The organism is Porphyrobacter sp. ULC335 (assembly GCF_025917005.1).
Classification (GTDB): Bacteria; Pseudomonadota; Alphaproteobacteria; order Sphingomonadales; family Sphingomonadaceae; genus Erythrobacter.
In genome coordinates, this window is the sequence record NZ_CP078091.1 from 3,281,485 (window position 1) to 3,295,094 (window position 13,610).

At 66.8% G+C, this 13,610-nt stretch carries 12 protein-coding genes; 7 read left to right on the forward strand and 5 right to left on the reverse strand.

Annotation, left to right across the window (positions count from 1 at the left end; translation table 11 throughout):
* Positions 1-199: 199 nt before the first annotated feature.
* From KVF90_RS15740 to KVF90_RS15755, 4 genes are all read right to left on the reverse strand, one after another.
* Entirely contained in the window at positions 200-571 is a 372-nt protein-coding gene (locus tag KVF90_RS15740; protein ID WP_264392505.1) for a hypothetical protein, read from the reverse strand.
* A gap of 75 nt (positions 572-646) precedes the next feature.
* Positions 647-1,462, reverse strand: coding sequence for a ferredoxin--NADP reductase (locus KVF90_RS15745; RefSeq protein WP_319641036.1), 816 nt, complete (start codon positions 1,460-1,462; stop codon positions 647-649).
* A 141-nt stretch (positions 1,463-1,603) separates the two neighbouring features.
* Positions 1,604-2,641, reverse strand: a complete 1,038-nt coding sequence (locus KVF90_RS15750; protein WP_264392506.1) for a Fe(3+) ABC transporter substrate-binding protein — start codon at positions 2,639-2,641, stop codon at positions 1,604-1,606.
* Between the two features lie 63 nt (positions 2,642-2,704).
* The gene (locus KVF90_RS15755) at positions 2,705-3,724 is read right to left on the reverse strand and encodes an ABC transporter ATP-binding protein (protein ID WP_264392507.1); all 1,020 of its coding nucleotides are present in this window, start codon (positions 3,722-3,724) and stop codon (positions 2,705-2,707) included.
* 47 nt (positions 3,725-3,771) lie between these two features.
* Here KVF90_RS15755 and KVF90_RS15760 point away from each other — a divergent pair, with 47 nt between their 5' ends.
* From KVF90_RS15760 to KVF90_RS15790, 7 genes are all read left to right on the forward strand, one after another.
* Entirely contained in the window at positions 3,772-5,430 is a 1,659-nt protein-coding gene (locus KVF90_RS15760; RefSeq protein WP_264392508.1) for an ABC transporter permease, read from the forward strand.
* 71 nt (positions 5,431-5,501) lie between these two features.
* On the forward strand, positions 5,502-6,503 hold the full coding sequence (bchI, locus tag KVF90_RS15765; RefSeq protein WP_264392509.1) for a magnesium chelatase ATPase subunit I: 1,002 nt from the start codon (positions 5,502-5,504) through the stop codon (positions 6,501-6,503).
* Positions 6,500-8,194: a magnesium chelatase subunit D gene (locus KVF90_RS15770; RefSeq protein WP_264392510.1), complete on the forward strand. Its 1,695-nt coding sequence runs from the start codon at positions 6,500-6,502 to the stop codon at positions 8,192-8,194. Before bchI ends, KVF90_RS15770 begins: the two co-directional genes overlap by 4 nt.
* Positions 8,191-9,063, forward strand: coding sequence for an alpha/beta fold hydrolase BchO (gene bchO / locus KVF90_RS15775; RefSeq protein ID WP_264392511.1), 873 nt, complete (start codon positions 8,191-8,193; stop codon positions 9,061-9,063). Before KVF90_RS15770 ends, bchO begins: the two co-directional genes overlap by 4 nt.
* 10 nt (positions 9,064-9,073) lie before the next feature.
* A complete protein-coding gene (locus KVF90_RS15780) occupies positions 9,074-9,235 on the forward strand; it encodes a hypothetical protein (protein WP_264392512.1) in 162 nt (53 codons plus the stop codon).
* Positions 9,236-9,416: 181 nt separating this feature from the next.
* Positions 9,417-11,684: a TonB-dependent hemoglobin/transferrin/lactoferrin family receptor gene (locus KVF90_RS15785; protein WP_264392513.1), complete on the forward strand. Its 2,268-nt coding sequence runs from the start codon at positions 9,417-9,419 to the stop codon at positions 11,682-11,684.
* 20 nt (positions 11,685-11,704) lie between these two features.
* Positions 11,705-12,718, forward strand: a complete 1,014-nt coding sequence (locus KVF90_RS15790) for a DUF6607 family protein (protein ID WP_264392514.1) — start codon at positions 11,705-11,707, stop codon at positions 12,716-12,718.
* Between the two features lie 58 nt (positions 12,719-12,776).
* Here KVF90_RS15790 and KVF90_RS15795 read toward each other — a convergent pair whose 3' ends face one another.
* The gene (locus tag KVF90_RS15795; RefSeq protein ID WP_264392515.1) at positions 12,777-13,592 is read right to left on the reverse strand and encodes a hydroxyneurosporene dehydrogenase; all 816 of its coding nucleotides are present in this window, start codon (positions 13,590-13,592) and stop codon (positions 12,777-12,779) included.
* Positions 13,593-13,610: the final 18 nt, after the last annotated feature.

The window sequence follows — 13,610 nt, forward strand, 5'->3', positions numbered from 1 at the left end:
AGGCCCCAGCTTGCGCTGGGGTGACGAGGAACCAGGCAAATTTACTCCCCGTCCCGGGCTTGACCCGGGACCCAGCTTGTTCTGTCCAATGGCCGAACTCGAAAGGCAGCGGGGCCCCGGGTCAAGCCCGGGGCGGGGGAACTACCCCACAAACGCCCGCTCGATCACGAAATGGCCGCGCGTAACCGTAAAGCCCCAATCAGGCCCGGTTGCAGACCACCAGTACATGAAGCGCTGTGCCATCCTCACTCAGCACCGGAGTCGCCATGCCGTTCGGCAGGTTTCGGAGCACCGGACGCAGCTGCGGGGGCAGCTCTGTCTCGTGGACGAAGTTCTTGCGCTCCACCCTCGCATCCAGCGCCTTGCCGAGCTTCACCGCATCTCCGCACGAGTTGATTTCCATCGTGCGCGCCTGAAATTCCTCGATCGGAACCGCACTGGCCGCGACCGAGAGCTGAACGAGGTTATAGTTCGGGAGCGGCGACATGCGCACATCCGTCTGGCCAGTCGCGGCGACGGGCGCGAGTGCGGCAGCAAGCATGGCGGCGGCGGGGATCAAGCGGTGCAGCATGGCAGTCTCCCTGTTTCGGGAAAGCTGCCTTTTGGATACTGAACCATCTGTGAATGCTGCGGAATAGACCGCACCTTACCCCACAAACGCCCGCTCGATGACAAACTGCCCCGGCTTGTTGTTCGCGCCTTCTTCAAAGCCGCGGCGTTCCAGATCGGCCGCGTGATCCTTGATCATCGCCATCGAGCCGCACAGCATCACGCGGTCCTCGTCCGGCACAAACCGCTGCGGGCCCTTCGACTGCTCGAACAGCCGCCCATCGTCGATCAGCGCCTGAATGCGGCCCTGCGTGCGGAAGGGCTCGCGGGTCACCGTCGGCACGTAGATCATCTTCGCGCGGTCTTCGTCTTCGAGCAGCGGATCGCCTTCGAGCTTGCTTTCCAGCAGCTCGCGATAGGCCAGCTCGTTCACGTTGCGCACGGAATGGACGACGATCACTTCCTCGAACATCTGGTAGACCTCGGGATCGCGCACGAGGCTCATGAAGGGCGCAAGGCCGGTGCCGGTCGAGAGCATGAACAGCCGCTTGCCCGGCAGCAGCGCGTCGGTCACCAGCGTGCCGGTCGGCTTCTTGCCGAGGTAGATCGGATCGCCGACCTTGATGTGCTGCAGCCGCGAGGTCAGCGGGCCGTCCTGCACCTTGATCGAGAGGAACTCCAGTTCCTCCTCATAGGAAGGCGAGGCGACCGAATAGGCGCGCAGCAGCGGCTTGCCGTTGTCACCGGGCAGGCCGATCATCACGAACTCGCCCGAGCGGAAGCGGAAGCTCGCCGGGCGCGTCATCTTGAGCGTGAACAGCCCTTCGCACCAGTGGTGCACATAGGTGATGGTCTCGACAGAGAGCGCCGCGCTTTCGGTGAACTGGTCGCGGGTCAGAGTGGGCTGGTTCAAAACGGGCCTCGGATACAGGTGTGCGCTGCCCGGAGGGGCGGCAGGACATGGGGGCGCAAATGGACTAGACCTGCGCCCCCTTCAAGACAGTTTAGTGTTAAGGGGTGAAAGCGGGCCTTGATGTGCCGCAATCCCGCCGCATCAGTTCCAGCGCGCGGCGTTGTAAAGCTCGACCGCTCTGGCCTCGTTTTTGCCGATCTCGGCTGCGCCCAGCGGGTCCGCCTTGAACGTGCCGAGCGCCTCGACCGCCGAGGTCGGCGCAACGCCCTTGGCCGCGGGGTATTCATTATTGCCGTTGGCGAGATATTTCTGGGCACTCTCGGACGAGAGGTATTCGAGGAACAGAATCGCATTCGCCCGGTTCGGCGCGGTCTTCACCACCCCTGCCCCGCTCATGTTCACATGGGTGCCCGTGCTTGCCTGATTGGGGAAGATGATGCCGATCGCGTCCAGCACCTTGCGCTTATCCGGCGTGTCGAAGCGCGCGAGGTAATAGGTGTTGACCAGCGAGATGTCGCATTCGCCTGCCGCCACGGCCTCGATGTTCGACATGTCGTTGCCCTGCGGGGGCCGCGCGAAGTTGGCGACCACGCCCTTGGCCCAGGCGCCCGCCTTCTCCGGCCCGTCATGCACGATCATGCTGGAGAGCAGCGCGATGTTGTACACGCTGGAGGACGAACGCATGCAGATGCGGCCCTTCAGCGCGGGGTCCGCGAGACCCTCGTAAGTGTCGAGGCCTGCGGGCTTCCCCTTGGCCTTGTTGTAGATGATGATCCGCGCGCGGGTCGACAGGGCGAACCAGCGCTTTTGCGGATCGCGCAGGTTGGCGGGGATGCGCTCTTCGAGGATCTTTGAATCCACCGGCGAGAGGATTCCCGCTTCCTCGGCGCGCCACAGGCGTCCGGCGTCGACCGTGATGAGCAGGTCCGCCGGACTGAACTCGCCCTCGGCCGCGATCCGCTCGATCAGCGCGTCGGCATCGGCCTCGATGCGGTTGACCTTGATGCCGGTGGCCTTGGTGAAATCCTCGTACAGCGCCAGATCGGTATCGTAATGGCGCGAGGAATAAATGTTGATCTCGCCGGTGACCGGCACGCCTTCGCTGGCGCTTTCGTCGGCGCAAGCGGACAGGGCAAGCAGGCCGACAAACGCCAGGGCGGCTTGGAACAGTCTGATCATGGGGAGCGGCTTTCCGTGATTACTTGCGAATGACTTGCAATATAATCGCGGGTCGCGCAAGCGCTAACTGCGGGGGAAGGCGCGCACGCTCTCGGCGTCGGGGACGAGGCTATAGGTCTTGGAGGGATCGACCGTCAGCGCGGTTTCGACCGTTATCGTCGCCCCGTCCGCACCATCCAGCAGCACGCGGCTACGCGCGCCCATCGGATGCACGTCGCGCACAGCGCATCCGCGCACATCGGGCACCGGCACCAGCCGGTCGGCCTGCACCAGCAGATCGAAATGCGACACATCGGGCAATTCCGTGCCGAGGCTGGCCAGCGGCCACAACCCGAAAGGCGTGTCCAGCCCCTCCTCTGCGCGGCTTCCCGCGATTACCTGCGCCCCGCTGAAAATCGCGCCCACGGCAGCGTTGGCGGGGGCTTCGTGGAGTTCCTGCGGCGTACCGAACTGGACGATCCGCCCGCTCTCCATCACCGCAATCCGGTCACCGATATCGAGCGCCTCGGCCGGGTCATGCGTCACCAGCACCACCGTGACCCCGGCCTCGCGCAGCAGGATGCGGCATTCGCGCCGCAGCTTGCGCCGCAACACGATATCGACGCTGGCGAAGGGCTCGTCCATCAACAGAACCTGCGGCCCCGGCGCCATCGCCCGGGCAAGCGCGGCGCGCTGCTGCTGCCCGCCGGAAAGCTCGTGCGGATAGCGCGCGCCCATCCCGGCAAGCCCCACCTTGGCGAGCCAGCTGTCCGCCTCGCCCCGAAGCGCCTTGGGCAGGCCGAAAGCGACATTGGCGGCGAGCGTCATGTGCGGAAACAGCGCCCCGTCCTGAAACACCAGCCCCACCGGCCGCGCTTCGGGCGGCGGGCTGCGCTGCGCATCGGCCAGCACTTCGCCGCCCAGTGCGATCTCGCCCTGCTGTACCCGCAACAAGCCTGCCGCGAGGCCGAGCAGTGTTGACTTCCCGCAACCCGACGCGCCAAGCAGGCACGTGATCTCGCCGGCCGGCGCGCTGAAAGAAATGTCCTCCAGCGCCCGCACCTGACCATAAGCATGGGCAATATGACGAAATTCGAGGCTCAAACGCTGATCCTGCCTATGGGGCGCGACGGTTTCACGGGGGAGCCCCGTTGAGCCGCCTTAGGCAATTTGCAGGCCGGGACGCAAGCGGCGGCAACGGATGGAGCATCGCCGCGCTGGCGATTGCCGCGCTGGCCGGGTTGCCGATTGCCGCGATCCTGTGGGCCTCGCTTGCGGGCGGAGGGGAGGCGCTGGGCGACCTCGCGGCGACTGTGCTGCCGACCTACATCGCCAACACCGCGCTGCTGATGCTGCTGGCGGGCGGGATCGCAGCCGTAACCGGGACCGGCTGCGCCTGGCTGGTCGCAGCGACGCGCTTTCCGGGGCGCAGCGTACTGAGCTGGGCGCTGGTGCTGCCGCTGGCCCTGCCCGCCTATCTTGCCGCCTATCTTTACGCTGACCTGCTGGATTATGCCGGGCCGGTGCAAAGCGCGCTGCGCGATGCGACGGGATGGAGCGCGGGGCAGTACTCCTTCCCCGATATCCGGTCTTTGGGCGGCGGGGCGTTTGTGCTGGGCTTCGTGCTCTATCCCTACGTCTATCTCCTCGCCCGCACTGCCTTTGCCACGCAGAGCCTGACGCAGTTCCGCGCCGCGCGGAGCCTCGGCGCGGCCCCGGCGCGCGCGTTCTGGCGGGTGGCTCTCCCCGCTGCGCGTCCCGCCATCGCGGGCGGTCTTGCGCTGGTGCTGATGGAGGTGCTCGCAGATTTCGGCGTGGCCGAATACTTCGCGATCCCCACCTTCTCCACCGGCATCTTCCGCAGCTGGCTGGCGATGGGGGACAAGGCCGCCGCCCTGAAACTTGCCGCCGTGATGCTGGTCTTCGTCATCGCGCTGGTCGCATGGGAAGCGCAGACGCGCGCCGGTCGCAGTGACAGCCGCGATGGCCTCGCTGCACGCGGGGCGGATGAAGAACCACTTGTGGCGCTCACCCCAACGGGCAAGGCGCTGGCCTTCGCCGCCTGCCTGACCCCGGTGCTGCTCGGCTTCGTCCTGCCTGCCGGGTATCTTGCCACGATGGCAATGACCGAGACTGCGCAGGCCGCTGCCGGAGAGCTTGGCACCTATATCCGCGACAGCCTGTGGCTCGGCCTTGCCGCGGCGGGCCTGTGCCTTGCCGCCGCGCTGCTGCTTGCCTTTGCCCGCACGCGATCGACCTCGCGCGTCACTGCCAGCGCGATCCGGCTGGCAACCTTGGGCTATGCGCTGCCCGGCGCACTGCTGGCGGTGGGTCTGCTCGCGCCCCTGGGGGCCTTCGACGTCGCGCTCACCCGCTTTGCGCGCGACAGCCTCGGCTGGAGCGGCGGGTTGCTGCTGACGGGGACGAGCGCGGTGCTGGTCTATGCGCTGTCGGTGCGGTTCATGACGGTCGCCTATAACAGCGTCAGCGGCGGTATCGCGCGCATTCCTCCGGGGCTTGACGCTGCTGCCCGCAGCCTCGGCGCTGCACCGTCACGCGTCCTTGCCCGCATCTATGCGCCGCTCCTCGCCCCGAGCCTTGCGGGCGCCGCCGCGCTGGTGTTCATCGACACCCTGCGCGAACTGCCCGCCACGCTGATCCTGCGCCCCTTCAACCTCGAAACCCTCGCCACCCGCACATACCGCCTCGCGGGCGACGAGCGGCTGGTGGAGGCGGCTATCCCTGCGCTGATCCTGCTGGCGGCGGGACTGCTGCCGGTGCTGGTGCTCAACCGGCTGGGCAAGCGTTAGCCACAAAGTGTAACGCCAGCCTGTCACTTGGGCTTGTCCAAAGCCGCCCGAACGTCCACAAGGCAAAGTACATGGCACGCTTCCCTTTCTCCGCAATCGTCGGTCAAGACGAAATGAAACAGGCGCTGCTGATCGCCGCCGTCGATCCCAGTATCGGCGGGGTGATGGTGTTTGGCGATCGGGGGACGGGCAAGTCCACCGCCGCCCGCGCGCTCGCCAGCCTGTTGCCGCCGATCATGGCGGCGGAAGGCTGCCCATACGGCTGCTCCAAGGACGATCAGGCGCGCTACCCCGATGTGTGCGGCAGCGGCAAGATGGTCAAACGCGCCGTGCCCTTCGTCGACATGCCGCTGGGCGCGACCGAGGACCGGGTGATCGGCAGCCTCGATCTCGAACGCGCGCTGCGCTCGGGCGAGAAGGCGTTCGAACCCGGCCTGCTCGCCAAGGCGCACCGCGGATTTCTTTATATCGACGAGATCAACCTGCTCGAAGACCATCTGGTCGACCTGCTGCTCGATGTGGCAGCCTCGGGCGAGAATGTGGTCGAGCGCGAGGGGCTTTCCGTCCGCCACCCGGCCAAATTCGTGCTGATCGGCAGCGGCAACCCCGAAGAGGGCGAGTTGCGCCCGCAGCTGCTCGACCGTTTCGGCCTGTCGGTGGAAGTGCGCACGCCCAAGGATATCGAGGTGCGGATCGAGATCATGCGCCTCGTCGCCGCCAACGAGGCTGACCCGCAGGCCTTTGCCGCGCGCTGGGCGGAGGACGACGCAGCGACCCTCAACCGCGTGGCCAAGGGCAAGGCGCGGCTCGCCAAGCTTGCGCCGGGCGAGGACGTGCTGCGCGATGCCGCCGAATTGTGCCTTGCCGTCGGCGCGGATGGCCTGCGCGGCGAGCTGACCCTGATGCGCGCCGCCCGCGCGCTGGCGGCGCTTGAAGGCGCGAAGAAGGTCACGCGCAAGCATCTGATCGCCATCGCCCCTTCCGCGTTGCGCCACCGGCTGCGGCGCGATGTGCTCGACGAGACGGGCTCCACCGTGCGCATTACCCGGGCGATTGCCGAGCTGTTCGGATGACGCCCCCCGCCCCGCCCGCCGATCCGCTGGACGATGCGGTACTGGCGGCGCGGCTGTTTGCTCTGGCCCCCGCAACCTTCAAGGGTCTGGTACTGCGCGGCAGCAGCCCGGCGCGTGAGGCGCTGGTGGCGGCCCTGGGCGAGCATATCGCGCTGCGCCGCCTCCCCGGCCATATTGATGACGAACGATTGCTCGGCGGGATCGATCTTGCCGCCAGCCTCACCGCCGGCAAGCCGATCCGCCAGACCGGCTTGATCGAGGAAGCGCGCGGCGGAGCTTTGCTGGCAGGCATGGCCGAGCGGATGGATGGTGCGATTGCCGGAAGGCTGGCGCAGGCGCTGGACGATGGGCAGGCCGCGCTGGTGCTGCTCGACGATGCGACCGAGCCCGAAGAAGCCCCGCCCGCCAGCCTGACAGAACGCCTCGCCTTCGCCTGCGATCTTGCCGCCTCGCGTCGCTGGCAGGGGGTGGAGCTTGCCCCGGCAGAGGGTGCGATGGCTGATGTCGCCCCGCTCCAAGATGCCGCCCTGCGCGCGCTGGCCGCGACGGCCGAGGTGCTGGGCGTCGACTCCTTGCGCGCATTGATCTTTGCCGGAGAAACCGCGCGGGGGTTGGCAGCGCTGGAAGGACGCGATGCTGTCCTGCCGTCCGACCTGACGGGCGCGGTTCGCCTCGTCCTAGCCCCGCGCGCCACGCGCCTGCCGCCGCAGGAACAGGACGCTCCGCCCGAGGACAGCCCGCCCCCGCCGCCAGACGGCCAGCAGGACAATTCCGACGACGCCGACCGCGAGCAGCAGGAACCCGACCTCTCCGACATTCTGGTCGAGGCGGCGAAGGCAGCGATTCCGGCGGGCCTGCTCGAAAGCCTCGCCCAGGGCAAGGCCCCGCGCCGGTCAAGCAGCAGCGGCACCGGGCAGAAGCGCAAGGCGGCGACCCGTGGCAAGCCTCTGGGAGCGCGTCCGGGCATGCCGCGCGGGGGCGCGAAACTGGCGCTGATCGACAGCCTGCGCGCTGCCGTGCCTTGGCAGGCCATACGCCGCCGCGAACAGGGCGCAAACTCCGATGCTCCGCTCATCATGCGCAAGGAAGACCTGCGCATCCGCCGTTTCGAGGAACGCACCGCCCGCGTCACGATATTCGCGGTCGATGCCTCGGGTTCCGCCGCCGCCGCCCGTCTCGCCGAGGCCAAGGGCGCGGTCGAGCTGATGCTGGGGCAGGCCTATGTCACCCGCTCCGAAGTCGCGCTGGTCGCCTTTCGCGGCACCACCGCCGAACTGCTGCTTCCCCCCACCCGCTCGCTGACCCGCGCGCGGCGGACATTGGCCGAACTGCCCGGTGGCGGGGGCACACCGCTGGCAATGGGCCTTAACGCGGCGCGCGAGGTGGCCGAGGCGGTGATCGCCCGCGGACGCAGCGCGGCGCTGGTGATCCTGACCGACGGCCGCGCCAATATCGCTGCTGACGGCTCGCCCGGTCGCCCCCAAGCCGCCGCCGATGCCGAAGCCGCCGCCAAAGCCATCGCCGCGCGCGGGATCGATGCGCTGGTGGTCGATATCTCCGCCCGCCCCGGCCCCGAAGGTGCGGCGCTGGCGAATGCACTGGGCGGCCGTTTCCTCGCCCTGCCCCGCGCCGATGCGCGGATGCTGCAAGCCGCGATCAACGCCGTCCAGCCGATCGGCAAGGCGGCGTGAGCAACCTCGACTGGAACCGCGAAGGGCTGATCTGGCCGCATCGGGAAGCGAGCACCTTCGTCTCCACTGGCCGGGCGCGCTGGCATGTACAGCGCATGGGTTCCGGCCCGCCGCTGCTGCTGCTCCACGGCACCGGCGCCTCGGTGCATTCGTGGCGCGGGCTGATGCCGATCCTTGCCAAGACCCACACCGTCATCGCCCCCGATCTCCCCCGCCACGCCTTCACCGCAGGGCACGATGCCTATGCGATGAGCCTGCCCGCGATGGGACGCGAGATTGCTGCGTTGCTGAAGGCGCTGGAGGTCGAGCCGACCGCAATCATCGGCCATTCGGCAGGCGCAGCGATTGCGCTGCAAATGGCGCTGGATCACGGCTACACCGGCCCGATCATCGGGCTGAATTCCGCGCTGCGCCCCTTCCCCGGCGCGCTAGCGCAGATCTTCCCCGCGGTGGCGAAAGCGCTGTTCATTAATCCGTTGGTGCCGCGCTTCTTTGCCGGAAGCATCGACCTTGTCGGGGGAGCCAAGCGGTTCCTGTGGCGATCCACCCACTCGCATATCGATGCCGAGGGGCTGGCTTGCTACAGCACGCTGCTGAAACATCCCGGCCACGCGGGCGGCGCGCTGGCGATGATGGCCAATTGGGACTTGCCCGGCCTGCGTCTGCGGATGGGCGAAGTGCGCAATCCGGTGCTGCTGGTCCACGGTGCGAATGATCCGGCGATCCCGCTCGACTGGGCGAAGGATGCACACAGCTGGCTCGCCAATGCGCGGCTGGACGTGCTGCCCGGCCTCGGCCATCTTGCCCACGAGGAAGCACCCGAGAAAGCCGCCGCGCTGATCGCCGCGTTCCTCGCCGAGCAGAGCTAGGAGAGGCGCAATGGGCAACTTTGGCTGGATCGAGATCGTGCTGTTCTACGGCATCGCGATCGGTTTCGGCGTCTGGCAGTTCTGGAAGATGGACCGGATGCTCAAGAAGACCCGCGCCGAAAAGGCAGCGAAAGAAGCGGCCGAGCGCGACAGCGGGCCGCCCGCCGCCTAGGCCTGCCACTGCTTCCGACCGGTCAGCAGTCCTCCACCTCACCCCAGATCTTTCCGCGCTTGCGAGGGCGCTTGAGCACAGACCATTTTTGCTAATGATTCTTATTACGGATAATATTGACTCTCATTCGCAATAACGGCATTGACGCCCGGCTCATATCAGCAGGGAACAAGCCAGTCCGATGTCATCACAACCACTCACGCATTATGCCCTCTCCGTCTTGCTCACGGTCGGTGCGACCGGGGCCGCCAGCGCGGCTGAAACCGGATTGTCAGGGGCTGAAGGGAGCGCCGAAGCGCCGCCGCAGACCGGCCGCATCACTGTCACCGCCACCCGCGCACCCGTGTTGCAGGAAGAAGCACCGGCAACGGTCACGATCATCACCGACGAAGACATTGCCGACCAGCTCGCCACCGACGTCAAGGATCTGGTGCGCTTCGAACCTGGCGTCTCCGTCCGCCGCGCGCCCGCCCGCTTCGGTGCAGCAATCGGTGCCACCGGCCGCGCCCGCAACGAGGACTTCGCGGTGCGCGGAATCGGCGGCAATCGGGTGCTGATCCAGGTCGACGGCATCCGCTCCCCGCAAGGCTTCAGCTTTGGCCCGCAGGACGCAGGACGCGGCGGCTTTGCCGATGTCAGTCTGGTCAAGCAGGTCGAAATCCTGCGCGGCCCGGCCTCTGCTCTTTACGGTTCCGATGGCCTGGCGGGCGCCATCAGCTTCGTCACGTCCGACCCGGTCGACATCATTGCAGGCGCCGATCTGGGCGGCTTCGTCAACTCGCAATATTCGAGCGACGACAATGAATTCGCCCAGACCGCAACGCTGGCCGGGCAGACCGGCAACCTGTCGGCGATGATTGCCTATACCCGCCGCGATTTCAGCGAGCTGGAAAACCGCGGAACCACCGGAGGAACCGGCCCTTCTCGCACCGCACCCAACCCGCAGGACGGGCGCAGCGATGCGGTGCTCGCCAAGATCGTCTGGGACAATGGCCCGCACCGCATCCGCCTGACCGGCGAATGGCTGGACAGCGCAGTCGAAACCGGGGTGCTGACCGGCCTCGGCCCGGCCTTCACCTTCGGGCCCAACCCGGTGTGGACCGTCGATGCGCTGAACGCGCGTGATACCAACCAGCGCAAGCGCGCCTCGGTCGACTGGACCTATGATGGCACCCCCGACGATGTGATCGAATATGCGTTCGTCTCGGCCTTCTGGCAGGATGCCGAGGACCGCCAGTTTGCCTTTGAAGAACGCACCACGCTCACAGCCACGCCCGCGCCGGATCGCGAGCGGCTGAACACTTTCGAAAACCGGGTCTATGGCGCGGCGGGCGAGGCGCGCAGCAGCTTTGACCTTGCCGGGATGCGCCACCGCATCGCCATCGGCGGCGATATCAGCTGGACGCGCCAGGAAGGCCTGCGCGATGGCACCTTCCCCGGGCGTGGTGAAAGCTTCCCCACCCGCGCTTTCCCGGCGACCGATTTCACGCTGGGCGGGATGTTCATCGCCGACGAGATCACGCTGCTGGACGGCGCCTTGACCCTGTTTCCGGCGCTGCGGTTCGATTTCTATGACTTGAACCCGACCGACGATCCGCTGCTCACCGCCTTCACCCCGCAGGGCCAGAGCGCCAATCGCCTCTCCCCGAAGTTCGGCGCGACGGTCAAGCTGGCGCCCGATGTGATCCTGTTCGGCAATTACGCCCAAGGCTTCCTCGCGCCGACGCCTTCTCAGGTGAACAACTTCTTCGAATTCATTGCAGGCGGATACACCTCCATCCCCAATCCCGATCTGCGGCCTGAAACCAGCGAAAGCTGGGAAGTGGGCGCGCGCTATGTGGGCGAGGTGTTCTCGCTTCAGCTCACCGGTTTCCGCGGCGATTACGACAACTTCATCAACCAGCAGGTGGTAAGCGGCGGGTTCACTCCGCAGAATCCGGCGATCTTCCAGTTCGTCAATTTCGACGGCGCGCGGATCGAAGGGGTCGAGGCGCGGGCGGAGATGAAGCTTTCCAGCGGTTTCAACGCGCGCTTCGCAATGGCCTATGCCGATGGCGACACCATCGATCCGGCAGGCGTGCGCACACCGCTGGACACGATCGATCCGTTCAATCTGGTCGCAAGCCTTGGCTATCGCGCGCCTTCGGGGCGGTTTGGCGGCGAGCTGATCCTCACCCACAACGCCCGCAAGGAAAGGGGCGAGCTGGAGCGCGCCGCGAATGGCAGCGATCTGTTCGTGCGGCCCGATGCGTCGACCATCCTCGATCTCACCGCCTTTTATGCCGTGACCGATGCGCTGAAGCTGCGCGCGGGCCTCTTCAACCTGACGAACGAGACCTACGCCCTGTGGTCCGATGTGCGCGGGCTGAGCGTCAATGACGCCGGCATCTTCGACGCTTTCACCCGCCCCGGCCGCAATCTCAGCCTTTCGGCGAGCTACCGTTTCTAAACCCCCATGGAGGACAACCCATGAACCGACTGACAAAGACTATGGCCAAGACTATCCTTGCATCTGGCCTCGCGGCGCTCGCGTTGGCCGCCGTTCCCGCCCCGGCGCTGGCCGATGGCCCGATTGTCCAGACTGCCGAGGCGGCCAGAGCGGCATTCGAGCAAGACCGCCAGACGATCCTTGCGATGGCGGGCGACTTCAAGGTCACCTTCGACATGCAGGAATCCACCCCCTGGATGGAAGGCTACACGCCGCTGGAGCGCAAGATTTCAGGCGGATACGAAAGCGTCCGCGTGATCGAGGATACGGGCACCCGCATCGTGCTCCAGCACCTGCTGGTCACGGGGGACGAGGCCAATCCCTATGTCGTCAAGCACTGGCGGCAGGACTGGGAATATCAGCCCGAAAAGATCCTCGCCTTCACCGGCGGCGACAATTGGGAATGGAAGGCCGTGCCCGAAAAAATGCGCGCCGGGCGCTGGTCGCAGACGGTCTACCAGGTCGATGACAGCCCGCGCTATGCCGGGTGGGGCGAATGGGAGACGACACAGGGCATCCGCCGCTGGCGCTCCAACTGGACCGCGCGGCCGCTCGCCCGGCGCGATGCGATCCGCAATCCGGTCTATGACCATTACATGGGCATCAACCGCCATCAGCTGACCCCGACCGGCTGGATCCACTGGCAGGACAACACCAAGATGGTGACCCCCAAGGAAGGGGGCGAGGCGAAGCCTGTGGTGCAGGAATACGTCCTCAACACCTACGAACGCTTCAACGGCTACAATGTCGCTGCCGCCGAGACCTATTGGGAGAAGACCCAAGGGTATTGGGATGCGGTGCGCGGCAAGTGGGATGACGTCGCCGCGGCCAATGGCGGCATCCGCATCGCGCAGGAAGCCAGCGCCGGGACCACCATCGCCAACGAACTGATGCTGCTCGCCGACGCGATCAAGGACGGCAAGGAAACCCCCGAAGCCGCGAGCGCAAAGGCGCTGGCACTGATCGAGGAAGGCACTGCCCGCAAGGGCGGCTGATGACCATCATGTCCGGTCGGCGGGATGCAAAACTCATCCCGTCGGCCGAGCCTGCGGATCAACCCTTCCGGCGCGGCATCCGGTACGGCAGCATGAACTGCACCAGCGGGGACGAAAACCGCCGCATGTCGAGGCTTTCCTGCACGGCCGTCACCTCCTCGCCCAGGAACCGCGAGGCGAGTTCGCTGCGGGCGTAGAAGGGGGTGTCCTCCCACGTGCGGCGCACCTCGGCCACGCCGATATCGGAGCGGGTGCGGCGGGCAATGCCCCATTTGCTGTCGGGCAAAGCGGCAATGGGCGGCAGCTCGACCGGTTCGGGCACGCCCTTCGCGTCGAAACGCAGCGCGCTGGCGAACAGCGAGCCATCGCCGCGCTCGCCCTCGTAACACACCAGCGCGCCCTCTTTCAGGTGCGCGCGCGACCAGTGCCAGGTGTTGAAGCCGGTCTCCAGCGGCTCGGCACCGCGGTTATGGTCGAGATAGGCGCGGCCCTTCCACGAAAGGCCGGGCGAGGTCATCTCCACCTCGATCCTGGCGCAGGGGGCAAGGCAGTGCCAGATGTGGCTCTCGGCCCCGTCGAGCGCAAAGGCGGTGCGGTTCAGTGCCTCGGGATAGACCCGCACGGTCCCGCGCACCGGGCGCTGCCAGGGGACGAACAGGCGAGTGTCGCCTTCGACGATGTCGATGGTGAGCGCGCCATTTTCCCAGCGCACGCTGCTCGGCCCGATCACCAGATTGCTGACATCACGCTCCACCGCGCCGGACGTGCGCTCGGTCATCGCCCAGCGCGCCTGCGGGCCGTAAAGCGCGACGTTCAGGGAACAGTGGTTGAGCGGATCGCCCCGCCCGCTCTTCTTGTAGTAAGGCGAAAACACGCTCCCGAGGAACGCGAT

Bases quoted from the DNA above. Each gene is read 5' to 3' on its own strand.
- bchI (WP_264392509.1), top strand. From the start codon at position 5,502: ATGGCACGCTTCCCTTTCTCCGCAATCGTCGGTCAAGACGAAATGAAA.
- KVF90_RS15780 (WP_264392512.1), top strand. From the start codon at position 9,074: ATGGGCAACTTTGGCTGGATCGAGATCGTGCTGTTCTACGGCATCGCG.
- KVF90_RS15790 (WP_264392514.1), top strand. From the start codon at position 11,705: ATGAACCGACTGACAAAGACTATGGCCAAGACTATCCTTGCATCTGGC.
- KVF90_RS15750 (WP_264392506.1), bottom strand. From the start codon at position 2,641: ATGATCAGACTGTTCCAAGCCGCCCTGGCGTTTGTCGGCCTGCTTGCC.
- KVF90_RS15740 (WP_264392505.1), bottom strand. From the start codon at position 571: ATGCTGCACCGCTTGATCCCCGCCGCCGCCATGCTTGCTGCCGCACTC.
- KVF90_RS15785 (WP_264392513.1), top strand. From the start codon at position 9,417: ATGTCATCACAACCACTCACGCATTATGCCCTCTCCGTCTTGCTCACG.
- KVF90_RS15770 (WP_264392510.1), top strand. From the start codon at position 6,500: ATGACGCCCCCCGCCCCGCCCGCCGATCCGCTGGACGATGCGGTACTG.